This is a genomic window from Stenotrophomonas sp. 109824_Sma (assembly GCF_056480025.1).
The window spans coordinates 1,902,330-1,925,540 of sequence record NZ_CM151078.1 but is presented as its reverse complement, the minus strand read 5'-3'; the positions used below and the strand labels follow the sequence as shown (position 1 = coordinate 1,925,540).

Sequence of the window (23,211 nt, the reverse complement as noted above, 5' to 3'; positions counted from 1 at the left end):
TTGGTAAAGCGGATCGATGAGCGGATCGTGAGATCAACTGCACCAGGCCACGATTCACGGTGACCCTAGCAAACACAGTGGGTCGCACGATACGCGTGTTTTCTGCAAAAAGCGATAGTCCCGACGTTCATGGGAATACGTCACCCGCTAGGCGTGACAAGGGTTGGCAGCCTTTCGCGCCTAACTCCGAGTCCCCATTCAGGTTTTTCCTACCCTACACTGGGTAAATGACTGAAGCTGAAACCCCCGCTGAACACGCCTCCCCCCGCATCTGGGTGGATGCCGACGCCTGTCCCACCGTCATTCGCGACATCCTGTTCCGTGCAGCTGAACGGGTCGGGATCGAACTGACCCTGGTCGCCAACCAGTGGATCCGTACCCCGCCCTCGCGCTGGCTGCGCTCGATCCAGGTGCCGCAGGGGCTGGACGTGGCCGACAGCACCATCGTCGAGCGGGTCGCCGCGGGCGACCTGGTGGTCACCCAGGACATCCCGCTGGCCGCGCTGGTGCTGGAGAAGAAGGCCGTCGCGCTGAACCCGCGCGGCCAGTTGTACACACCTAACAACATGGCCGAGCGGCTGTCGATGCGTAATTTCATGGAGGAACTGCGCGGCGCCGGGGTCCAGACCGGTGGACCGCCGCCGCTGGGACCCCGCGACCGGCAGCTGTTCGCCGCCGAGCTGGACCGCTGGCTGGCGCGACGCCCGGCCCGCTGAGCGCCTGGCCGGCCTAAGCCAGCAGGCTCAGGCTGCGGCCGCTGCTGAACACCCGTCGTTCGCCGCTCAATGGGTCGTCGAAGGCCAGGGCCCGCGCCAGCAGCTGCAGCGGCGCCTCGGCGACGTTCGGCGGACGCTGCCGAAGCTGCGGGTACAGATCGTCACCCACGATCGGCGCCCCCAGCATCGCCATGTGCACGCGCAACTGATGCTTGCGGCCGGTCTCCGGCAGCAGCCGGTAGCGCCAGATCGGCCCTTCGGCCTCGATCAGCTCGATCCGGCTGCGCGCATTGGGCTCGCCGGACACTTCGGCCATGCGGAAGAACGGCTCGCCCGGCACCAGGCGGCTGTCCCGCTGCAACGGGAACTCCCGCGCGGGCAGCGCCGGTGCCAGGGCTTCATAGGTCTTTTCGATGCGCCGCTCACGGAACAGGCGCTGGTAAGCATCGCGCGACGCACGCTGGGTCGAGAACAGCACCAACCCGGCCGTCAGCCGATCCAGCCGGTGCAGCGGCACCAGATCGGCATTGCCGGTGCGGGCGACCAGCCGCGCCAGCAGCGTCTCGCGCACATGCCCACCCGCGGGTGTCACCGGCAGGAAGTGCGGCTTGTCGGCGACCAGCAGGTGCGCATCCAGATGGACGAGGGTTTCGGTGAAGGGGATCACCGGCTCGTCGGCCACCTCGCGGAAGTACTGGATTTCCAGCCCCACCTGCCAGGGCATGTCCGGCGCCAGTGCCCTGCCCTGCGCATCCTGCACGCGGCCACGGGCGAAACGGTCCTGCCATTGCACGCGGTCGATGCGCGGGAAACGCGCGCACAGGCCATCGAGCAGGCTGGGCCAGTGGCCGGGCGGCAGCTGCAGGCGGCTGGGCAAGCTCATGGCGTCCACTCCGGCCACGGAAAAGAGCGCAAGAGTGCCACCGTTGACGGCATGCAGACAGCCCAGCCACGGACACCCCCGGAGCAAACCTCTATCATTGTCGTCTTTAGTCCACGGATCCCCCATGGCTCTTACCGCCACCATCCGCAAGGCCGAACTGCAGATCAGCGACATGGATCGCGGCTATTACGCGACCCACAACCTGACCCTGGCCCAGCATCCGTCCGAGACCGACGAGCGCCTGATGGTGCGCCTGCTCGCCTTCGCGCTGAACGCCGGCGACCGCCTGGAGTTCGGCCGCGGCCTGAGCACCGATGACGAACCCGATCTGTGGGAACACGACTACACCGGCGACATCCTGCAGTGGATCGACCTGGGCCATCCGGACGAATCGCGCATCCGCAAGGCCTGCAACCGCAGCCGCCAGGTGCAGGTGGTCAACTACGGCGGCAACGCCTCGGAGATCTGGTGGGGCAAGCAGGGCAAGGGCCTGGCGCGCTTCGACAACCTCTCGGTGGTCGATCTGGACGGCGAATTCGTCGAGCGCTGGGGCCAGCAGATCCAGCGCGCCATGCGTTGGAGCGTGCTGATCCAGGACGGCGAAGTGCAGCTGCTCAACGACCAGATCCAGCTCGATGTGATCCCGAACTGGCGCAAGCGCGCCAAGGCATGAGCACCATCCGTTGCGATGTGGTGGTCATCGGTGCCGGCGCAGCCGGGCTGATGACCGCGATCACTGCCGGCCAGCGCGGCCGCCAGGTGCAGGTGATCGACCATGCCAACAAGGTCGGCAAGAAGATCCTGATGTCCGGCGGTGGCCGCTGCAACTTCACCAACACCGGCACCACGCCGGCCAACTTCCTGTCGGCCAACCCGCACTTCTGCAAGTCGGCACTGGCCCGCTACACGCCCTGGCACTTCATCGAGCTGGTGCACAAGCACCGCATCGCCTATCACGAAAAGGAACTGGGGCAGCTGTTCTGCGATGTCTCGTCCAAGCAGATCGTGAAGATGCTGGTGGACGAATGCCAGGCGGCGGGCGTGCAGATCCGTACCGACTGCAGCGTGCAGCGCATCGAGCATGGCAGCGATGGCTTCCGCGTGCACACCACGCAGGGCCTGTTCCACTGCGCCTCGCTGGTGGTTGCCAGCGGTGGCCTGTCGATTCCCAGCATGGGTGCCAGCGGCTTTGGTTATGAAGTGGCCCGCCAGTTCGGCCATCAGGTATTGCCGACCCGCGCCGGCCTGGTGCCGCTGACCCTCAGCGGCAAGCACCAGGAGCGGCTGGCCGACCTCAGCGGCGTGGCGCTGCCGATCGAGGCACGCTGCAACGGCAAGAGCTTCCAGAACTTCATGCTGCTGACCCACCGTGGCGTAAGCGGCCCGGCCATCCTGCAGATTTCTTCGTTCTGGCAGCCCGGCGATGCGCTGGAGCTGGACCTGCTGCCCGGCCAGGATGCCGGCGAGTGGCTGCGCCAGATGAAGCGCGACCGCCCCGCCGCCGAGCTGCGCACCGTGTTGGGCGAGGTACTGCCGAAGCGGCTGGCGCAGCGCCTGTGCGAGCACTGGCTGCCCGACCGCCCGGTGCGCCAGCTGGACGAGCCGGTGCTGCGCCAGGCCGCGCAGCTGCTGGGCGCATTCCCGCTGGTGGCCAGCGGCACCGAAGGCTACCGCACCGCCGAGGTCACCCTGGGCGGCGTGGACACCGCCGAAGTGTCATCCTCGACGATGGAATCCAAGCGCGTACCCGGCCTGCACTTCGTTGGCGAGGTGCTGGACGTGACCGGCTGGCTGGGCGGCTACAACTTCCAATGGGCCTGGGCCAGCGGCCATGCAGCGGGCGGCGTGGTGTGAACCACTTCGCCGTTCGACGCGCGCAAGGGGTGCGCGCATGGACGGTTCGCCGCGCATCGTGTATCTAGATTCGCAGATTGGGGAGCAGTGCATGCAGAACGCGAACGACATCACCATCCGCCTGCTGATCGTCGATGACAGCGGCGAGAATGCCGAAGCCATCGTCAGCACCCTGCGCAACAGCGGCATCGCGGTACGCCCGTGGCGCCCGCAGGACGCGGCTGAGCTGGCCCAGGTGCTGACCAGCCAGGCCATCGACCTGGTGCTGGCCTCGCCTTCGCAGGGCATCCCGCTGCAGCTGGCGGCCCAGCACATCGCCGCCAGCGGCAAGGACATCCCGCTGGTGCTGCTGGCCGAGCGCATCGACGAGGACGAACTGGTGCAGGCCAGCAGCCATGGCATCCGCGCCCTCGCCCTGCGCCAGCGCCCCGAGCACCTGCTCGCCGTGGTCCGCGACCAGTGGGTGGACCTGCAGGCGCGTCGCGGCCTGCGCCGCATCGAGGCGCAGATGCGCGAGACCGAGCGCCGCTGCGACGCGCTGATCGCCTCCTCGCGCGACCCCATCGCCTACGTGCATGAAGGCATGCACATCCGCGCCAACGACGCCTACCTGGAGATGTTCGGCTACGAGCATTTCGACGACATCGAAGGCATTTCGCTGCTGGACATGGTCGCCGCCCAGCACGTGGAGGGCTTCAAGCAGCTGCTGAAGGGCCTCAGCCGTGGCGAGGCGCCGCCGCCGCAGTACCAGCTCGACGCGCGCCACGAGGACGGCAGTGCGTTCCCGGCGACGATGGAGTTTGCCGCTGCCACCTACGAAGGCGAGTCCTGCCTGCAGGTGGTGCTCCGCCGCCGCATGGAGTTCGACCCCGAGCTGGCACGCGAGGTCGAGGACCTGCGCCAGCGCGACCAGGTCACCGGCCTGCTCAATCGCCCGACTTTCATGCTGCAGCTGGAAAGCGCGGTGGCCCAGGCCGGGCGCAGCGAGGGCCAGTTCGGCCTGCTGCTGATCGAGCCGGACCACTACGCGCGCCTGCTGCCGGACATCGGCCTGGCGTCGGCCGACACCCTGATCGGCGCGCTCGCTGGCCTGCTGGCCGAGGTGGTCGGCGAGGACGCACAGCTGGCCCGCTTCGGCGAGCACAATTTCGCTGTACTGCAGGCCGGGCCCTACGCGCAGACCGTGGCGCTGGCCGAGCGCATCCGCGAAGCCTACGCGGCACACGTCTTCAGCATCGGCGCACGCTCGGCCACGGTGACGGTCAGCATCGGTGGCGTGCAGGTGGGCGAGAAGATCGCCAGCATCGGCCAGGTGCTGGCGCGCGCCAGCGAGTGCACCCAGGCCGCCGCGGAGCTGGGCAACACCTGCCGCATCTTCGACCCGGCTGCCGCCGACCGCGTCGAGGAGGAACGTGTGCAGCGCTGGGTTGCGCGCATCCGCGAGGCGCTGGCCGGCGACGGCTTCCAGCTGCACTACCAGCCGGTGCTGAACCTGCAGGGCGAGCCGCTGGAGCTGTACGAGGCCTACCTGCGCCTGGAGAACAACGGCGAGCTGCTGAGCCCGACCGCGTTCCTGGGCATCGCCGAGGAACACGGCCTGCTGGCCGACATCAACCGCTGGGTGGTTTCGCAGGCCATCGCGGTGCTTGGCCAGCGCGCACGCGAAGGCAACGCCACCCAGGTGCTGGTGAAGGTGACGCCGGAGTCGTTCGACGATCCGCAGATGATCGCCACCCTGCGCCGCGAACTGCAGGCACAGGGCGTGCCCGGCGAACGGCTTTGGCTGCATGCGCCGGAGGCGAAGGTATTCACCCACCTGCGCAGTGCGCAGCAGTTCCTTGCCGAAGTGGCACCGCTGGGCTGCCGCATCGGCCTGGAGCAGTTCGGTTCGGGACTGGATTCGTTCCAGCTGCTGGCCCACTTCCAGCCGCAGTTCCTCAAGCTGGACCGCGGTTTCACCAGCGACCTGGCGGCCACGCGTGAGAACATCGACCGCATCAGCCAGATCACCGCGCGCGCGCAGGAAGCCGGCATCCGCACCATTGCCGAGTTCGTCAGCGATGCCAATTCGATGACGCTGCTGTTCAGTGCCGGCGTGGATTACGTGCAGGGCGACTTCGTCGGCCCCGCGCTGCCGGAGATGGGCTTCGAGTTCGGGTGACCGAGGGTAGTGCCGGCCGCTGGCCGGCAGCCTCTGGTACCCGGGGTTGCCGGCCAGCGGCCGGCACTACCAAACGAGAAGGCCGGCATTCGCCGGCCTTTTCGTTGATCAGGTCATGTCGACCAGATTTTCGATCTTCACGTCCGGATTGACGTCGGCCTCGTAGTCGACGCCTTCCACGCCAAAGCCGAACAGGCGCAGGAAGTCAGCCTTGTAGCCGGCCAGGTCGCTGATCTCGTACAGGTTCTCGTTGGTGACCTGCGGCCACAGCGCCACCACCTTGCCCTGCACGTCCGCAGCCATTTCCTTGTAGTCGGCACGCAGGCGGCCTTCCTCGTCGACCAGCGCGACGGTATGGCCCTCGCCGTCAACCAGATCGTGACGCAGGCGATCGACCGCCACGCCCTCGGCCTTGCCGCCGTAGAGGATGTCGTACAGCACGTCGAGCTGTTCAATGCAGCCTTCGTGAGTGCCCTTTTCCTTCATCACCTTGAACAGCAGCGACAGGTACAGCGGCATGGTCGGAATCGCCGAGCTGGCCTGGGTGACTACCGCCTTCAGCACCGATACGCGTGCGTCGCCGCCGATCCTGGCCAGCTTCTCGCGCAGGCCCAGCACCTTGGTGTCCAGGTCCTTCTTGGCGGCACCGATCGAGCCATTCCAGTAGATCGCCTGGGTGATCTCTTCGCCCACGTAGGTGAAGGCAGTGGTGGTGCAGCCGTTGGCCAGCACGCCGGCATCGGCCAGCGCATCGATCCACATCTGCCAGTCCTCGCCCCCCATCACCGCGACGGTGCCGGCGATTTCTTCCGGGGTCGCCGGCTGCAGGTGGGTCTCGGTCAGCACTTCCTTGTCGGTATCCAGGCCACGCAGGGTGATCGGCTCGCCGATCGGCTTCAGCGTGGAGCTGATGATCTCGCCGGTCTTCGGGTGCTTGCGGCGCGGCGCCGCCAGGCTGTAGACGACCTGGTCGACCTGGCCGAGATCGGCCTTGATCATTTCGATGGTCTTCGCCTTCACTTCATCGGAGAAGGCATCGCCGTTGATGCTCTTGGCGTACAGGCCGGCTTCCTCGGCGTACTTGTGGAACGCAGCCGAGTTGTACCAACCCGCAGTACCCGGCTTGGTCTCGCTGCCCGGGCGTTCGAAGAAGATGCCGAGGGTAGCGGCGCCGCTGCCGAAGGCGGCAGTGATGCGTGCAGCCAGGCCGTAGCCGGTGGAGGCGCCGATCACCAGCACGCGCTTCGGGCCGTTCTGGATCGGCGGGCGCGCGCGGATGTAGTCGATCTGCTGCTTGACCGCGGCCTCGCAGCCGGTCGGGTGGGTGGTGACGCAGATGAAGCCGCGGACGCGCGGTTTGATGACCATGGATACCTCGGGTTGGCAGATGCGGCGCACGGGGCGCTCAGCAGGAATACGGGTGCGCGCCTGCGCGCGCGAACCGCAGGATCGTAGTGCGCGGGGCACGAATGCACAACCGACGGCGGCGTAGGGTGGAGTTTGTTTTGCAGGGTTGCACCCTGCACCGGCCGAAGCAACGGCCAGGGCGGAAGCAACGTCAAAAGCTGGATTCCTGAGGATCGGCGGGGTGGGTCCGGTTGCGGGGGACGCCGTGAACCCATCCATGGGGGCTTGGCCGCGGCATCCATGCCGCGGACACCCCCGCAACCGGACCCACCCCGCCTTCGACAGTTTTCCGCGATCTGTCAGGACAGTTCTTGGGGTCAGATCCGTTTTCCTCTGGAAAACGGATCTGACCCCATCTGGATTGCTCGATATCTGACCGATGTGTCGACCAAGGTCGACACCTACCGACAGCACACGGAATCTGTCAGAGGTGGGGCGGTGTCGGAGTGCGGGGTGTCAGCCGCATGGATGCGGCTGCCAAGCCTACAGGGACGTACTTGCGGCGTCCCCGCACTCCGGCACCGCCCCGCCATCCCACGGAATGCACGCTGTTGCTGTTGCTGTTGCTGTTGCTGCCGGCCAGCGGCCGGCACTACCGCAGGTGCAGGGCTGCAAGCCCTGCCAACAAAAAACCCCGCTTGCGCGGGGTTCTCTGTGTGTTGCGTGCAGCGCGAATGCTTACGGGCGACGGGCCAGGGCCTCGACGTCCTTGGCCTTCGGCAGCAGGTCCTGCTTGCTGACGCGCAGGAAACCGATCGTCAGCATCGGCACCGCCACCAGGATCGAGGACAGCACCACGATCACCGCACCGATCATGTGCGTCTCGGCCAGGCCTTCCATCGAGCTGCCGCCGTACATGTACAGGGCAAGTGCCGACAGGAAGAACATCACCGCGGTGATCACCGTACGCGACAGCGTCTGGTTGATCGAACGGTTCAGCACTTCCATCGAGTCCACGCGCAGGCTGCGGAAGTTCTCACGGACGCGGTCGAAGACCACGATCAGATCGTTGATCGCAAAGCCCATCACCGACAGCAGGCCGGCCAGCACGGTCAGGTCGAACTCACGGCCCAGCAGGGACACGTAAGCCACCGTCACGATCAGGTCGAACATCGCCACGATGCTGGCGGTGACCGCGAACTTCCATTCGAAGCGCACCGCGATGTAGATCAGGAAGCCGGCCAGCATGAAGATGGTGGCATACAGGCCATTCATCGCCAGGTCCTTGCCGATCTGCGGACCCACGAACTCGTTGCGGAGCACGGTGGCCTGATTGTCGGCGGTGGACAGTGCCTTTACCACGGCGGCGGCGGTGGCCTTGTCCTCGTGCGCGGCGTCGCCGGTACCGGCAGCGTGCTCGCCATGCGGGGCCAGGCGGATCAGCAGGTCGGTGTTGCCACCGACGCTCTGCACCTGCGCGCCCTCAAAGCCGCTCTGCTCGAGCTTGGTGCGGACCTGCTCGACGTCCACGGCCTTGTCGAAGCGGGCTTCGATCAGGGTGCCGCCGGTGAAGTCCAGGGCGTAGTTGAAGCCCTTGACGCCGATGATGGCGACCGAGGCCAGGAACACGATGACCGTGACGACCATCGCGACATGGCGCCAGCGCATGAAGTCGATCTTGGTGTCGTTCGGGAGGATGTGCAGCGGAAACAGTTTCATGTGCGTGTCGTCCCGTCAGATGGCCACGTTCTGGAGCTTCTTGCGGCGGCCGTAGATCAGCGTCGCCAGCGCACGCGACACGGTGATCGCGGTGAACATGGAGGCGAAAATACCGATGATCATGGTCAGCGCGAAGCCCTTCAGCGGACCGGTACCGAATGCGAACAGCGCCACACCGACGATCAGGCCGGTCAGGTTGGCGTCGAGGATGGTGCCCGAGGCACGCTCGTAACCGGTCACGATCGCGGTCTTGCCCGGCACGCCGGCACGCAGCTCCTCACGGATACGCTCGTTGATCAGCACGTTGGCGTCCACCGACAGGCCGACCGACAACGCCAGGCCAGCGAAGCCCGGCAGGGTCATGGTCGCGCCGAACAGCGACATCACCGCCACCACGATCAGCAGGTTGAACAGCATCGCGATCGAGGTGATCACACCGAACATGCGGTAGTAGACGCTGAAGAACACCAGGGTGAACAGGAACGCGAACACCACCGCGCGCATACCGTTCTTGACGTTCTCGGCACCCAGGCTCGGGCCGACCACGCGCTCTTCGACGAAGTCCATCGGCGCGGCCAGCGAGCCCGACTTCAGCAGCTTGGCCAGGTCTTCGGCTTCCTTCTTCTGCAGGCCGGTGGTCTGGAAGTTCTTGCCGAACACGCCGTTGATGTTGGCCACCGAGATCACTTCCTCGTTGACCTTGAAGCCACGCACTTCCTGGCCGTCGACGACGGTCACGGTCGGCACGCGCTCGGTGTAGACCACCGCCATCGGCTTGTTCACGTTGGCGCTGGTGAAGTCGAACATGCGCTGGCCACCGACGTTGTTCAGCGTCACGCTGACGGCCGGGGAGCCACTGTTCGAATCCGTCACCGCCTGCGCGCCGACCATCTGGTCACCGGTGACGATCACGCGCTTGTTCAGCAGGATCGGACCACCGCCGTCACGACGCTGGTAGACCTTCGCTTCCGGCGGGATGCGGCCGGCGGTGATGGCGTCCTGTGCGTTGCCTTCAACCACCGCACGGTATTCCAGGGTGGCGGTGGCGCCGATCATGCGCTTGGCTTCGGCAGTGTCCTGCACGCCCGGCAGCTGCACGACCACGCGGTCGGCACCCTGGCGCTGGATGATCGGCTCGGCCACGCCGAGCTGGTTCACGCGGTTGCGCAGGGTGTTGATGTTCTGCTCGATGGCGCCATTGGAGATCTGCGCGATCTCGGTATCCGGCACGGTCACCGTGATGCGGTTGCCGCTGACGTCGTAGCCGAGGGTCGGCTGCGCCTTGACCAGGGCGGTACGCGCACGCTGCGCGGCGTCATCGCCGGCGGACGGGCTCAGGTTGGCGACGATGCTGTTGTCAGCGCGGCGTTCCACCGACTGGTAGGCGATGCGCGCGTCACGCAGGGTGCTGCGCACGTCTTCGGTGTAGGCGTCCAGGCGCTTGTCGAGGGCGGCCTTCTGGTCGACCTGCAGCACGAAGTGCACGCCGCCCTGCAGGTCCAGGCCCAGCACCATCGGGCGGCCACCGAGTTTGGCCAGCCAGTCCGGCACGGTCGAGGCCAGGTTCAGGGCCACGGTGTACTTCTCGCCGACGGTGTCACGCAGGACGTCGCTGGCAGCGGACTGCGCCTTCAGGTCCGGCAGGCGGACGATCAGGCTCTCCCCTTCCTTCTCGACACCGATGGTGGTGATACCGGCCGTCTTCAGGTCGGCCAGCACACGGTCGCGCAGCGCATCGTCGATCTGGCCGCCACGGTTGGCGGTGATCTGGAGGGCCGGGTCCTTCTGGTAGATGTTGGGCAGCGCGTACAGCGCACTGAGCGCCAGTACGATCAGGATGACGACGTACTTCCAGCGTGGAAATTCGAGCATTGCTTGGGTCCCGCGCGGCGCCATCCCCGGCGCCGCGGTTGTGCTTCGGAAAGGGAGTGGCTTACTTGGCCGAATCCAGGGTGCCGGTCGGCAGCACGCTGCCGACAGCGCCCTTCTGCACGCGGATGCGCACGTTCTCGGCCACTTCGATGGTGATGAAGTTGTCGCCGATGTCGGTGACCTTGCCGGCGATGCCACCGTTGGTCAGCACTTCGTCACCACGCTTGATCTTCTCCAGCATGGACTTGTGCTCCTTCTGCCGCTTCATCTGCGGGCGGATCATCAGGAAGTACATGATGGCGATCAGGATGATCGGGAACAGCAGCGTGGTCAGGCCCATGCCCTGCGGTTGGCCGCCGGCGGCCTGGGCGTGGGCGGCGGGAATCAGGAAGGCAAGCAGGTTCATCGTTGGTCCTTTGGTTGGGCGGCGCTCCGGCCCTTTCACGGGCACGGGGTGTCGACCGCGGATCTGGGTCAGCCTTGAAGTATGCCACGGCCCCGGGCGTTCGTCCTTGGGCCGTTTGGCAGGGGGCACTCGGGTTACAGCGGCGGGGCCACCGCCCCACGTACCGCGTAGAAGGACTCACGGAAGGCCAGGAAGGTTCCCGCCTCGATCGCCGCGCGAATGTCGGCCATGAGCTTTTCGTAATAGAACAGGTTGTGCAGGGTGCCCAGCATCGGCGCCAGCATCTCGTTGCAGCGGTCCAGGTGGCGCAGATAGGACCGGGTGTAGCCGCCGGTGCAGGCCACGCAGCCGCAGCCCGGCTCGATCGGGTCCATGTCGCGCGCGTACTGGGAGTTGCGGATGCGGACGGTGCCGAACGAGGTGAAATAGTGGCCGTTGCGGGCGTTGCGGGTGGGCATCACGCAGTCGAACATGTCCACGCCACGTGCGACACCCTCGACCAGGTCCTCCGGCCGGCCCACGCCCATCAGGTAGCGCGGGCGGTCGCCCGGCAGTTCCGGGTCCAGGTGGTCGAGCATGGCGTTGCGCTCGTGCTCCGGCTCGCCCACGGCCAGGCCGCCGATGGCGTAGCCGTCGAAGCCGATCGCCTGCAGGGCCTCGGCCGAGCGGCTGCGCAGGTCGGTGTGCACCCCGCCCTGGACGATGCCGAACAGGGCCGCGTCGTTGCCCAGCTCGTCATGCGCATTGCGGCTGCGCTGGGCCCAGCGCAGGCTCAGCTCCATCGAACGGCGGGCGACATCCTCGGTGGCCGGGTACGGGGTGCACTCGTCGAAGATCATCACCACGTCCGAATCGAGCACCTTCTGGATCTTCATGCTCTCTTCCGGGCCCAGGAACACACGGGCACCGTCGGTGGGCGAGGCGAAGGTCACGCCCTGCTCGGTGATCTTGCGGCGGTGAGCCAGCGAGAACACCTGGAAACCACCCGAATCGGTCAGGATCGGGCCATCCCAACGGCAGAAGCCGTGCAGGCCGCCGTGGTCGGCGATGATGTCCAGGCCCGGGCGCAGGTACAGGTGGAAGGTATTGCCGAGGATGATCTCGGCGCCCAGCGCACGCACCTGGTCCGGCAGGATGCCCTTGACCGAGCCATAGGTTCCCACCGGCATGAAGGCCGGCGTTTCCACCGTGCCACGCGGGAAGGTCAGGCGGCCACGGCGGGCACGGCCGTCGCGGGTCTTGAGCTGGAACTGCAGTCGGGACATGGAGCGGTCATTCAGGCAAATAGTCGCTCATTGTCTCCCAAAACCAGGGCGACCGCCCATTCAGGCCTGAACGGACCGGCAGTAGAGCCATGCCATGCGTGGCTTTCCTGCCACCCAGGTTCCGGCAAGTGCGCACCAACGGTGCGCACCCACCACAACCGGATGCAGGTGCCCTACCCCGCCTGCGGGAACAGCAGCATGGCGTCGCCGTAGCTGAAGAAGCGGTAGCGCTGTTCGATCGCGTGCTGGTAAGCCTCGAACACGCGCTCCTTGCCGGCAAACGCGGAGATCATCATCAGCAGGGTGCTTTCCGGCAGGTGGAAGTTGGTCACCATCGCGTCCACGCTGCGGATGCGGTAGCCCGGGGTGATGAAGATCTGCGTTTCACCCGCGAACGGCAGCAGCTCGCCATCGCGCATTGCACTTTCCAGCGCGCGCACCACGGTGGTGCCGACGCCGATCACCCGGCCGCCGGCGGCGCGCGTGCGCCGTACCTGCTGCACCAGTTCGGCACCGACGTTCAGCCACTCGCGGTGCATCACGTGGTCCTTCAGGTCGTCCGCGCGCACCGGCTGGAAGGTGCCCGCACCCACGTGCAGGGTGACGTGGCCGAAGTCCACGCCCTTGTCCTTCAGCGCGGCCAGCAGCGGTTCGTCGAAATGCAGGCCGGCGGTCGGCGCAGCCACCGCACCCACTTCACGCGCGAACACGGTCTGGTAGCGCTCGCGGTCGTCCACGCCCGGCTCGCGCTGGATATAGGGCGGCAGCGGCAGGCGGCCGGCGTGCAGCAACCACTGCTCCAGCGACTCGGGCACATGGAACTGCAGCACGTAGAACTCGCCGTCACGACCCAGCACCTCGGCTTCACCACCGGCATCCAGCGCAATGCGGCTGCCGGCCTTCGGCGACTTGCTGGCGCCGACCTGCGCGCGTGCCTGCTGGGCGCCGAGCAGGCGCTCGATCAGGATCTCGACGCGGCCGCCACTGGCCTTCTGCCCGAACAGGCGCGCCGGGATCACCCGGGTGTCGTTGAACACCAGCAGATCGCCCGGCTGCAGCAGCGACGGCAGGTCACGCACCTGCAGATCGGTGAAGGCATCGGGCGCGGGAGGCACCAGCAGCAGGCGGCTTGCGGAACGTTCGGCCAGGGGCGCCTGCGCGATCAGTTCAGCCGGCAGGTCGTAGTTGAAATCGGACTTCTTCAAGGCAGTGGGCGGCAACAGGTCGACAATGGCGCGCATTGTACGTCCAGCGTCTGCGAGCCGGCGTGCTTCGCGGCGAACGTCGCGCAAAATGCTGCTATGCAGCAGGTTTTTGCGGGGTTATCGCGCAAAAAAACAAGTGCTAGCATCGAGTCGGAAGTCCGCTGCACGAGCCTGCCCCCAAGCGCGCGTGATGACGCGCGTTTTGCTTTTGAAGGCCCGTGCGACCCATCGTTTCAGGAGATCTGCAATGAGCTTCATCGAACGCCTCGCCCCCCTGCGCACCCAGCCCGGCACCCGCCTCACCTCCGGCCTGGACGATGCCACCCTGACCGCCCTGTCCGCCAACCACCCGCAGCTGATCGCCGCGGTGGACGCCGCCGCCGAGGAATTCGCGCGCGTGCAGGCCGACCTGGGGCCGCTGCTGGCGCAGGACGAACAGGCGCAGATCGACGCGATGCAGGACGGCTTCGTCAATTTCTATGCCGATGATGCAGTGACTCCGTACGTGGCGCTGGCCGCGCGCGGCCCCTGGGTGGTCACCCTGAAGGGTGCGGTGCTGTACGACGCCGGCGGCTACGGCATGCTCGGCTTCGGGCACACCCCGGACGCCGTGCTGGAGGCGATGGCCCGCCCAAAGGTGATGGCCAACATCATGACCCCCAGCCTGTCGCAGCAGCGCTTCATCACCGCCCTGCGCGCCGAGATCGGCCACCGCCGTGGCGGCTGCCCGTTCGCCCGCTTCATGTGCCTGAACTCCGGCTCCGAGGCCGTTGGCCTGGCCGCGCGCATCGCCGACGTCAACGCCAAGCTGCAGACCGACCCGGGCGCGCGCCACGCCGGCGCCACGATCAAGCGCGTGGTGGTCAAGGGCAGCTTCCATGGCCGTACCGACCGCCCTGCCCTGTATTCCGATTCCAGCCGCAAGAGCTACATGCAGCACCTGGCCAGCTACCGCGGCGAGGATTCGGTGATCACCGTGGCGCCGTACGATGAGGCCGGCCTGCGCAAGGTGTTCGAGGACGCTGCACGCAACCAGTGGTTCATCGAGGCGGTGTTCCTGGAACCGGTAATGGGCGAAGGCGACCCGGGCCGCTCGGTGCCGCCGTCGTTCTATGCCGTGGCCCGTGAACTGACCCGTGCGCACGGCAGCCTGCTGCTGCTGGACTCGATCCAGGCTGGCCTGCGCGCGCATGGCGTGCTGTCGGTGGTCGATTACCCGGGCTTCGAAGGCCTGGATCCGCCGGACATGGAGACCTACTCCAAGGCGCTCAACGCCGCGCAGTACCCGCTGTCGGTGCTGGCGGTGACCGAGCATGCCGCGCAGCTGTACCGCAAGGGCATCTATGGCAACACGATGACCAGCAACCCGCGTGCGCTGGACGTGGCCTGCGCCACCCTGGCGCAGCTGACCCCGCAGGTGCGCGCCAACATCGCCGAACGCGGTGCTGAGGCCGTGCGCAAGCTGGAACAGCTCAAGAGCGAGCTGGGCGGCCTGATCACCAAGGTGCAGGGCACCGGCCTGCTGTTCTCGTGCGAGCTGGCCCCGCAGTTCAAGTGCTACGGCGCCAACTCCACCGAGGAATGGCTGCGCCAGCACGGCATCAACGTGATCCATGGCGGCGAGAACTCGCTGCGTTTCACCCCGCACTTCGGCATGGACAGCGACGAGCTGGACCTGCTGGTGGGCATGGTCGGCCGCGCCCTGCGTGAAGGCCCGCGCCGCGAGCAGGCCGCTGCGGCGTAAGCAGTTTCTGTAGGGCCGAGCCATGCCCGGCCCTACAGACAGCAACCGCAAAGGTCCATAATTGAGAGACACCCCGTCCCCTGACCGCTCTGCGGTCGGCGACGGGGCGTTTTCGTTTCCGGCCAAGAGACAGGAAGATCCATGAAGTCGATCTGTGTGTACTGTGGTTCCAACGCTGGCAGCAAGCCTGCCTACACTGAACGCGCCATTGCCCTGGGCGACCGCATCGCCCGCGACGGCCTGCGCCTGGTGTATGGCGGCGGCAACGTCGGCCTGATGGGAACCGTGGCCAATGCCGTGCTCGCCGCCGGCGGCGAGGTGACCGGCGTGATCCCGCGCCAGCTGGCCGACTGGGAAGTGGCCCACCGTGGCCTGACCGAACTGGAGATCGTCGGTTCGATGCATGAGCGCAAGTCGCGCATGTTCGACCTCGCCGATGGCTTCGTCGCCCTGCCCGGCGGCTTCGGCACCATGGAAGAGATCTTCGAGATGCTGACCTGGCGCCAGCTCGGCATCGGCAACAAGCCGTGCGCCTTCCTTGACGTGGAAGGCTTCTACGCCCCGCTGATCGGCATGATCGATCGCATGGTGGAAGAGCGCTTCCTGCATCCGGACCAGCGCCAGGACCTGTGGTACGGCTCGGACATCGAGGAAATGCTGGAGTGGATGCAGAACTACCAGCCGGCCCAGGCCTCGAAGTGGATCGACGAGAAGCGTCGCTCCGCCCTGCGCTGAGGCGCCCCGGCGCGGTGGCTCAGGCCACCGCGCGCTCCCACGGTGCCGGACGGCCCAGCAGGTAGCCCTGGCCGTAGTCGCAACCGAGTTCGCGCAGCGTCTGCCGCTGCGCCTCGGTCTCGATGCCTTCGCCGATGGTTTCGATGCCCAGGGTGCGGGCCAGCGACAGCACGCCCTCCACCAGCGCGCGCGTGCTCTGCACTTCCGGCCCATGCAGGCCGGCGATGAAACTCTGGTCGATCTTCAACGTGCTGATCGGGAAACGGTGCAGGTAGGACAGCGCCGAGAAGCCAGTACCGAAATCGTCCAGCTGTACCTGGATGCCACGTTCGCGCAGGCCCTGCAGGATGCGCAGCGTGTGCGGGCCATCGTCCAGCAGCGCCACCTCGGTGATCTCCAGGCGCAGCCGGCGCGGATCGGCGCCGCATGCATCGAGCAGACCGAACAGGCGGCCACTGAATTCGGCCGAACGGAAATGGCGTGGCGATACGTTCACCGAGACATAGCCGTGGCCGCCTTCGGCCAGTCCCGCGATGACCTGTTCGTAGATCAGCCAGTCGACCTGTTCGATCAGGCCGCTCTCCTCACCCAGTTCCAGGAACGCGCCCGGCAACAGCAGGCCACGACGCTCGTGCTGCCAGCGCAGCAAGGCCTCATGCCCCACCACCTCGCCATCGGACAGGCGCACGATCGGCTGGTAGAACGGGACGAAGTCGCGGTTGTTGATCGCACGGCGCAGGTCGGCTTCCAGATCGAGGCTGCGCATGGCCTGCTCGCGCATGTCCTCGTCGAAGATCGCGCAGCGGTCATGGCCCTGCGCCTTGGCCCGGTACATCGCCGCGTCGGCGTCGCGCAGCAGTTCTTCTCCGGTCCGGTAGCGCGGGTTCCACAAGGCGATGCCCAGGCTGCCGGAAGGGAACAGCTCGCGCCCGGCGATCCACATCGATTCCTGCAATGCCAGCAACAGCCGCTGGCCGAAATCCAGCGCCTGTGCCAACCCCTGCGGACACTGCAGCAGCACCGCGAACTCATCGCCGCCCAGCCGCGCCACCACGTCCTCGGTGCCGGCCATCGATACGATGCGCTTGGCCACCTCCACCAGCATGCGATCGCCGGCGGCATGGCCGATGCTGTCGTTGACCAGCTTGAAGCGGTCCAGGTCAAGGAACAGCACGGCGAACACCGGCCCACCCTCACGCTTGGCCAACGCCAGTGAATCCTGCAGGCGATCGAGCAGGTGCAGGCGGTTGGGCAGGCCGGTCAGTGCATCGTGCATGGCCTGATGGGTCAGGCGCTGCTCGGCACGCAGGCGCTCACCGATCTGCCCAAGCAGCTTTTCGTTGACCTCGGCCAGCTCGCGGGTGCGTTCCTCCACGCGCTTCTCCAGCTCTGCATGCGCCGAACGCAGCCGCTGCTGGTCGCGCTGGCGCGCCAGCCCGGTTCCGATGTTCTGCGCAACGAAAGTCAGCAGCCGCTGATCGTGCACGCTGAACGTACTGTTCTCGCTGTAGCTCTGCACCACGATCGCACCGACCACCTCGTCGTCGCGCAGCAGCGGCACGCCCAGCCAGCAATGCGAACGTGCGCCCGATTCGCGTACTTCGCCGCTGGCCAGCAGTGCGTCGATCTGTTGCCGCGAAGCCAGCAACGGGCGCCGGTTGCGCACGACATACTCGGTCAGGCCGCGGCTGAACGGGCGTGGCGCGCGGCTGGCGTTGTGTTCGTCCACCGAATAGACGAAGTCCAGGCCATTGCCGGCCCCGTTCACCAGCGCGATATAGAAATTGCGCGCGTCAAGCAGGCGCCCGACCACGCCATGCACCTGCCCGTAGAACTGGGCCAGGCTGTCGGCCGACATCGCCATCTCGGCGATGTTGTACAGCGCGGTCTGCAACTGTTCGGCGCGGCGGCGCTCGGCCACTTCATCCTGCAGGCTGCGATTGGCGCGCTGCAGCTCCAGCGTGCGCCGCTCCACCTGTTGTTCCAGCCGGACCTGCGCCTGGCGCCGGTCCATCGCGGTCTGCACATGCTGCGCGACAAAGCCCAGCAGCGCCCGCTCGGCCTCGCCATAGCGGGCCGCCAGCTCATAGCTCTGCACCACGATGGCACCGCAGACCCGGCCATCGCGCAGCATCGGCACGCCCAGCCAGTCCAGACTTTCAGGGCCACGCTGCGGGTCGTGCTCCTGCTCGACCACGCGCGCCAGCAGCTCGCGCGAGGGGCCACTGAGCGGCTTGCCGTGGCGCAGCAACGCCACGGTCAGGCTGCGCGGCATCTCGCCGGCATCATGGCTCTGCGACGGATCGGCGACGAAGTCGTCGACCTGGTCGGCGAAGTACAGGAAGCGGATCTGGTCGCGGACATCGTCGTATTCGACGATGTAGCAGTTTTCCGCGTACATCAGCGTGCCAAGCACGCCGTGCACGTGGCGCAGCATCTCCGACATCTCCAGGTCGGCGCCGGCCAGATCGGCGATCTGGAACAGCGCCTGCTGCAGCCGCTCAGCCTCTTCCAGCGCCTTGATCTGCCCGGCCTGGCGACCGCGCTGCAGCGCCAGCTCCATGGCCTGCCGGGCCAGCCCCCACCACGCCGCGGAAGGCACGGCACCTTCCACCGACAACTGCAGGCGGGCACCGTCGTATTCCCAGCCATGGCAACCGTCGCCAGCGCCCGGCGCCGTGACCGCCCCAGCCACCACGACAGCCGGCCAGCCGCCCTGGCCGCGGCCCAGCTGCGGGTCGTCCCAGCCAACGCGGACCACGGCCGAATCCGGCAGCAGCGCATGCAATGCGCGCACCAGCGCCGTGCTCAGCACGGCCTCGTGTGGTGGCTCTTCCGCCGATTCAACGTGCGTGGACAAATGACAATCTCTTGGCGCCGTCTGTGCGTCGCCTCCCCTGAGCCGCCGAGCATAGCGCGCCACCCGGGGGGCAATGGAAGCCCGTAAACCCCGAATCGTGCGCCCGTACGTTTTTCCTGCTGTCCGTAGCCGCTTCCACGCCATGAACCTCGCCCTGCCCGCCCCCGTCACCGGCTATGCGCCACCGCCTGCAGGCCTTACCCTGTACGCCGTGGAAGCCAGCGCACTGCCAACCGATGAAGCCTTGATGCTGGCCTGGGCCGGTGGCGACCTGCGCGCGTTCGAAAGCCTGTATGCGCGCCATCGCAAGCGCCTGTTCGGCTTCCTGCTGCGGCAACTGCGCGACAACGCGCTGGCCGAGGAGATCTTCCAGGATGTCTGGCAACGGGTGATCAGCGCCCGCGCGGGATGGCAGCCTGAAGCTGCATTCAGCACCTGGCTGTTCCGCATCGCCCACAACCGCCTGAACGACCACTGGCGGGCCGCCCGCCATCGCCCTGCCGCACCGGCCGACGCCGACCTGCGCCTGGCCGCGATCGAGGACGGGCAGACCCCGGAAGCCGAGCTTTCCGAATTCGAACAACGTCGCCGCATCCAGCTGGCGATGGAGCAACTGCCGCCCGAGCAGCGCGAAGTGCTGCAGTTGCGGCTGGATCAGGAACTGAGCCTGGAGGAGATCGGCCAGATCACCGGCGTAGGCCGGGAAACCGTGAAATCGCGGCTGCGCTATGCGATGGACAAGCTGCGTGCGGGACTGAACGCATGAACCGAGACGAACCGCTGACGCCGGAAGAACGCGAGCTGGCGCGCCTGCTCGGCCGCCGCGTCGAACAGGCCCCACCGGCTGCACTGGACGCCACCATCCTGGCCGCGGCGCGCGCTGCCGTGGACGCACCGGCTGCCGAGGCCGTCGCCTCGCCGGACGCGCCACGCACGCAGCGCAGACGTCCGCGTTGGCCGGCGGTGTTCGGCATCGCCGCCTCGATGGTGTTCGCCATCGGCATTGCCTGGCAGCTGCGCCCGGAACCGCCACCGGTTCCGGCAGGCGAGGCCGCTGTTGCTGCGGCACCGGCTGCGGCAGACGTCGCGGCCGCCAATCAGGTCGCTGAGAGCAGTGCAGCTGACAGCGCGGTTGCCGCTTCGCAAACCGCCGCCGAACCCGCAGTACCGCAGGCAGCCCCTGTTGCCGCCCCTCCGGCACCGTCCGCCGCGCGCGCACCCAAGCCTGCGCCGGCCGAAATCGCTGAAGCACCCGCCCAGGCTGCTCGTTCGATGGCGGCGGATGCGGCCACCGATACGTCCTTTGCCGCGCTCCCGCCCGCTCCGGCCGCAGCGCCGGCAGCAGCACCGCCCGCGCCACCCGCACCCGCCGCTTACTCGGTACCTGCACCTGCACCGGCATTGGCGCCAGCCCCGGCAGGGGCGCTGAAAGCACGCACTGCCGAGGCGCCAGTGGCCAACGCTGCCGATGCCGAACGGGCGCAGGCGCTGGATCGGGTAGAGATCACCTCGATGAAGCGCCAGGCCCCGAGCCGCTCCGCACCCGGCGTCATGCGCCGCGGCGCCGACGCGGGGCTCAGTGCGGATGCCGTGCAGGCCGAAGTGGACGCGGATGCACAGCTGCCGCGACGGCAGTGGCTGCAGAAGATCCGCGCGCGGCGCGACGACGGCCAGCGCGACCTGGCCCGCGCCAGCCTGGAGCGCTATGTGCAGCAGTATCCGGAAGCGCGCCTGCCGCGCGACCTGCGCCCGCTGCTGGACGACTGAAGCGGACAGTGACCTCCGGCAACCCCGTAGAATGGCGGGAATGCCCGATACCCTCGCCCAGCCGGTCAGCCACACGCTGGAAGTCAAACACAGCCGCTTCATTGCCCATGCCGCGCCGATCGATGGCGCCGCGGCAGCATTGGCGTTCCTGCAACAGGTGGCGGTAGCCGACGCGACCCACAACTGCTGGGCCTACCGGCACGGCCAGGACTACCGTTCCAGCGATGATGGCGAGCCCGCCGGCACCGCTGGGCGGCCGATCCTGGCTGCGATCGACGGCCAGGGCTTCGACCGGGTGATGGTGGTGGTCACGCGCTGGTTCGGCGGTATCAAGCTCGGCGCCGGTGGACTGGTGCGCGCCTACGGTGGCGCTGCCGCCGAATGCCTGCGCACCGCCCCGCGCGTGCCGCTGGTGGCGATGGCCCGGCTGCAGCTGCTGGCCGGCTTCGAGGATCTGGGCACCCTGCACGCCACCCTGCCCACCTTCGGCGCCGAAAAGCGCGATGAACAGTTCGATGCCAACGGCGTGTGCCTGCGGGTCGAATTGCCGGCCGATCAGGTCGATGCATTGAAAATCCGCCTGCGCGACGCCACCCGTGACCGTATCCGCATACAAGACGACGACCAGGATGACTGACAAGGACGACGCCCCCGCCTCGACCCCACCGCTGCGCCGCCTCGGCAGCCTGCGGACGTTGTGGCCGTTCGTGCGCCGCCACAGCGGGCTGTTCACCGCCTGGCTGCTGGCGCTGGCGGTGTCTTCGGCCGCCACGCTGAGCCTGCCCCCCGCCGTGAAGCAGATGATCGACCACGGCTTCACCAGCGGTGGCCAGATCAACCGCGCCTTCGCCCTGCTGATGCTGGTGGCGGTGGTGCTGGCACTGGCCACGGCCGCACGGTTCTTCTTCGTGTCGCTGCTGGGCGAAAAGGTCGTCGCCGACCTGCGCAGCCGCCTGTATGCACACCTGATCCAGCTCGGTGCCGGATTCCATGACCGCAGCCGCAGCGGCGAACTGGTCTCCCGCCTGACCGCTGACAGCGAACTGCTGCGCAGCGTGGTCGGCTCGACCATGTCGGTCGCGCTGCGCAGCAGCGTCACCGTGGTCGGCAGCCTGGCCATGCTGTTCGTCACCAGCCCGCGGCTGGCGGCATGGTCGCTGCTCGGCATCCCGCTGGCGGTGCTGCCGATCATCATCGGTGCGCGCAAGCTGCGCACGGTTGCACGCAGCAGCCAGGACCGCATCGCCGATGCCAACAGCCTGGCCAGCGAGACGCTGGGCGCCGTACGCACGGTGCAGGCGCATGCACGCGAGCCCTATGAACGCGGGCGCTTCGACAAGGCACTCGGCGATGCCATCGGTGCCGCGCGCCGCCGCATCGGTGCGCAGTCACTGGTCACCGCCAGCGCTATCCTGCTGGTGTTTGGCGCCATCGTTGGCGTGCTGTGGCTGGGCGCGCACGATGTCATCGACGGACGCCTCAGTGCTGGCACGCTGGGCCAGTTCGTGCTGTACGCGCTGATCGGCGGCGGCTCGGTGGGTGCGCTGGCCGAAGTGTGGAACGAACTGCAGCGTGCAGCCGGTGGCATGGGCCGCATTGGCGAGCTGCTGCAGGAAGACATCGAGATCCGCGCGCCAGCGCAGCCCCACGTTCTGCCGCAACCATTGCGCGGCGAAATCCAGTTTGACGACGTGGTGTTCCACTACCCGCAACGTCCGGACCAGGCCGCGCTGGACCACTTCAACCTGCATGTGCGCCCGGGCGAGACCGTGGCGCTGGTCGGCCCGTCGGGCGCGGGCAAGAGCACGGTTCTGTCGATGCTGCTGCGCTTCCACGATCCGGCCAGCGGCCACATCTGCGTCGATGGCATCGACGTGCGCCAGGTCGATCCGGCCGAGCTGCGCGCGCAGCTGGCGCTGGTGCCGCAACAGCCGACGCTGTTCGCGGCCAGTGCGCGCGACAACATCCGCTACGGCCGCCTGCAGGCCAGTGACGCCGAGGTCGAAGCTGCCGCGCGTGCGGCCGAGGCCGATGGCTTCCTGCGTGCGTTGCCGCAGGGCTACGACAGTGAGCTGGGCGAACGCGGTGCGCGCCTGTCCGGTGGCCAGCAGCAGCGCGTGGCGATTGCCCGCGCACTGCTGAAGGATGCGCCGATCCTGCTGCTGGATGAAGCCACCAGCGCGCTGGATGCGCAGAGCGAGCATGGTGTGCAGCAGGCGCTTGAGCGTCTGATGGCTGGCCGCACCACGCTGGTCATCGCCCACCGCCTGGCCACCGTGCTCAAGGCCGACCGCATCGTGGTGATGGACCAGGGCCGTATCGTCGCCGAAGGCACCCATGCCCAGCTTCTGGCCGAAGGCGGACTGTACGCTGAACTGGCACGACTGCAGTTCATCGATTGATGACGGCCGGCTAACATCGGCCGGACCAAGCTGGCCTCGCATCAGCAGCATCCGCTGAAGGAGGTACGTGATGTCATTCCGTCAGTTCCCTGCAGTCGACAGCAACGGCGAAAGCCACATCATCATCGAGTTCAAGCCAGAGGCGAATGGCAGCGGGCATCACTCTGAAGCCACGCCGCGTTACGAGCTGGATGACGGGCGTCATCTGGTACGCAATGGCCGGGAATTCACTACCAGCGGCGGCGAACTGCGGTTGATGATCTAGCGCTGCCACC

At 67.4% G+C, this 23,211-nt stretch carries 19 protein-coding genes; 11 read left to right on the top strand and 8 right to left on the bottom strand.

The genetic code is table 11. The features are described from left to right. Window positions 1–227 precede the first annotated feature (227 nt). The gene (locus tag ACZK1G_RS09275) at window positions 228–716 is read left to right on the top strand and encodes a YaiI/YqxD family protein (RefSeq protein WP_049442805.1); all 489 of its coding nucleotides are present in this window, start codon (window positions 228–230) and stop codon (window positions 714–716) included. 13 nt (window positions 717–729) lie between these two features. On the opposite strand, the gene ACZK1G_RS09270 is transcribed toward ACZK1G_RS09275, so the two are convergent. Next, window positions 730–1,599 (bottom strand): pseudouridine synthase, encoded by an 870-nt coding sequence (locus ACZK1G_RS09270; RefSeq protein ID WP_101765309.1) that lies wholly within the window; start codon window positions 1,597–1,599, stop codon window positions 730–732. A gap of 124 nt (window positions 1,600–1,723) precedes the next feature. On the opposite strand from ACZK1G_RS09270, the gene ACZK1G_RS09265 reads away from it, so the two are divergent. The 3 genes from ACZK1G_RS09265 to ACZK1G_RS09255 all read left to right on the top strand — a co-directional run bounded on the left by ACZK1G_RS09265 (window position 1,724) and on the right by ACZK1G_RS09255 (window position 5,614). Continuing rightward, window positions 1,724–2,272: a YaeQ family protein gene (locus ACZK1G_RS09265; protein WP_101765308.1), complete on the top strand. Its 549-nt coding sequence runs from the start codon at window positions 1,724–1,726 to the stop codon at window positions 2,270–2,272. Beyond that, entirely contained in the window at window positions 2,269–3,453 is a 1,185-nt protein-coding gene (locus tag ACZK1G_RS09260; protein WP_101765307.1) for a BaiN/RdsA family NAD(P)/FAD-dependent oxidoreductase, read from the top strand. Before ACZK1G_RS09265 ends, ACZK1G_RS09260 begins: the two co-directional genes overlap by 4 nt. A 91-nt stretch (window positions 3,454–3,544) precedes the next feature. Next, window positions 3,545–5,614, top strand: coding sequence for an EAL domain-containing response regulator (locus ACZK1G_RS09255; RefSeq protein ID WP_042359143.1), 2,070 nt, complete (start codon window positions 3,545–3,547; stop codon window positions 5,612–5,614). Window positions 5,615–5,722: 108 nt separating this feature from the next. On the opposite strand, the gene fabV is transcribed toward ACZK1G_RS09255, so the two are convergent. The 6 genes from fabV to queA all read right to left on the bottom strand — a co-directional run bounded on the left by fabV (window position 5,723) and on the right by queA (window position 13,464). Next, window positions 5,723–6,982 (bottom strand): enoyl-ACP reductase FabV, encoded by a 1,260-nt coding sequence (gene fabV / locus ACZK1G_RS09250; protein ID WP_101765306.1) that lies wholly within the window; start codon window positions 6,980–6,982, stop codon window positions 5,723–5,725. A gap of 717 nt (window positions 6,983–7,699) precedes the next feature. Beyond that, the gene (gene secF / locus ACZK1G_RS09245; protein ID WP_101765305.1) at window positions 7,700–8,680 is read right to left on the bottom strand and encodes a protein translocase subunit SecF; all 981 of its coding nucleotides are present in this window, start codon (window positions 8,678–8,680) and stop codon (window positions 7,700–7,702) included. Window positions 8,681–8,695: 15 nt separating this feature from the next. Continuing rightward, on the bottom strand, window positions 8,696–10,552 hold the full coding sequence (gene secD, locus ACZK1G_RS09240) for a protein translocase subunit SecD (RefSeq protein ID WP_197622134.1): 1,857 nt from the start codon (window positions 10,550–10,552) through the stop codon (window positions 8,696–8,698). A gap of 61 nt (window positions 10,553–10,613) precedes the next feature. Further along, window positions 10,614–10,958 carry a preprotein translocase subunit YajC gene (gene yajC, locus ACZK1G_RS09235; RefSeq protein WP_014036867.1) on the bottom strand — a complete coding sequence of 115 codons (345 nt, stop codon included), beginning with the start codon at window positions 10,956–10,958 and terminating at the stop codon, window positions 10,614–10,616. Window positions 10,959–11,092: 134 nt separating this feature from the next. Further along, window positions 11,093–12,223, bottom strand: a complete 1,131-nt coding sequence (gene tgt / locus ACZK1G_RS09230) for a tRNA guanosine(34) transglycosylase Tgt (RefSeq protein WP_101765303.1) — start codon at window positions 12,221–12,223, stop codon at window positions 11,093–11,095. 173 nt (window positions 12,224–12,396) lie between these two features. Continuing rightward, on the bottom strand, window positions 12,397–13,464 hold the full coding sequence (gene queA, locus ACZK1G_RS09225) for a tRNA preQ1(34) S-adenosylmethionine ribosyltransferase-isomerase QueA (RefSeq protein ID WP_049442811.1): 1,068 nt from the start codon (window positions 13,462–13,464) through the stop codon (window positions 12,397–12,399). 211 nt (window positions 13,465–13,675) lie between these two features. On the opposite strand from queA, the gene ACZK1G_RS09220 reads away from it, so the two are divergent. Next, entirely contained in the window at window positions 13,676–15,172 is a 1,497-nt protein-coding gene (locus ACZK1G_RS09220) for an aminotransferase class III-fold pyridoxal phosphate-dependent enzyme (RefSeq protein WP_101765302.1), read from the top strand. 141 nt (window positions 15,173–15,313) lie between these two features. Further along, window positions 15,314–15,907, top strand: a complete 594-nt coding sequence (locus ACZK1G_RS09215; protein ID WP_014036864.1) for an LOG family protein — start codon at window positions 15,314–15,316, stop codon at window positions 15,905–15,907. Window positions 15,908–15,926: 19 nt separating this feature from the next. Here ACZK1G_RS09215 and ACZK1G_RS09210 read toward each other — a convergent pair whose 3' ends face one another. Further along, on the bottom strand, window positions 15,927–18,767 hold the full coding sequence (locus ACZK1G_RS09210) for a bifunctional diguanylate cyclase/phosphodiesterase (RefSeq protein ID WP_101765301.1): 2,841 nt from the start codon (window positions 18,765–18,767) through the stop codon (window positions 15,927–15,929). 247 nt (window positions 18,768–19,014) lie between these two features. Between ACZK1G_RS09210 and ACZK1G_RS09205 the strand changes: the two genes are divergently transcribed. The 5 genes from ACZK1G_RS09205 (at window position 19,015) to ACZK1G_RS09185 (ending at window position 23,201) form a co-directional block, all read left to right on the top strand. Then, on the top strand, window positions 19,015–19,533 hold the full coding sequence (locus ACZK1G_RS09205; protein ID WP_229298213.1) for an RNA polymerase sigma factor: 519 nt from the start codon (window positions 19,015–19,017) through the stop codon (window positions 19,531–19,533). Further along, window positions 19,530–20,534: a hypothetical protein gene (locus ACZK1G_RS09200; protein WP_101765300.1), complete on the top strand. Its 1,005-nt coding sequence runs from the start codon at window positions 19,530–19,532 to the stop codon at window positions 20,532–20,534. Before ACZK1G_RS09205 ends, ACZK1G_RS09200 begins: the two co-directional genes overlap by 4 nt. A 40-nt stretch (window positions 20,535–20,574) precedes the next feature. Further along, entirely contained in the window at window positions 20,575–21,171 is a 597-nt protein-coding gene (locus ACZK1G_RS09195) for an IMPACT family protein (RefSeq protein ID WP_101766394.1), read from the top strand. After that, the gene (locus ACZK1G_RS09190; protein ID WP_101765299.1) at window positions 21,164–22,936 is read left to right on the top strand and encodes an ABC transporter transmembrane domain-containing protein; all 1,773 of its coding nucleotides are present in this window, start codon (window positions 21,164–21,166) and stop codon (window positions 22,934–22,936) included. The genes ACZK1G_RS09195 and ACZK1G_RS09190 overlap by 8 nt, the downstream gene beginning before the upstream one ends. A gap of 70 nt (window positions 22,937–23,006) precedes the next feature. Next, window positions 23,007–23,201 (top strand): hypothetical protein, encoded by a 195-nt coding sequence (locus ACZK1G_RS09185; RefSeq protein WP_049442817.1) that lies wholly within the window; start codon window positions 23,007–23,009, stop codon window positions 23,199–23,201. Window positions 23,202–23,211: the final 10 nt, after the last annotated feature.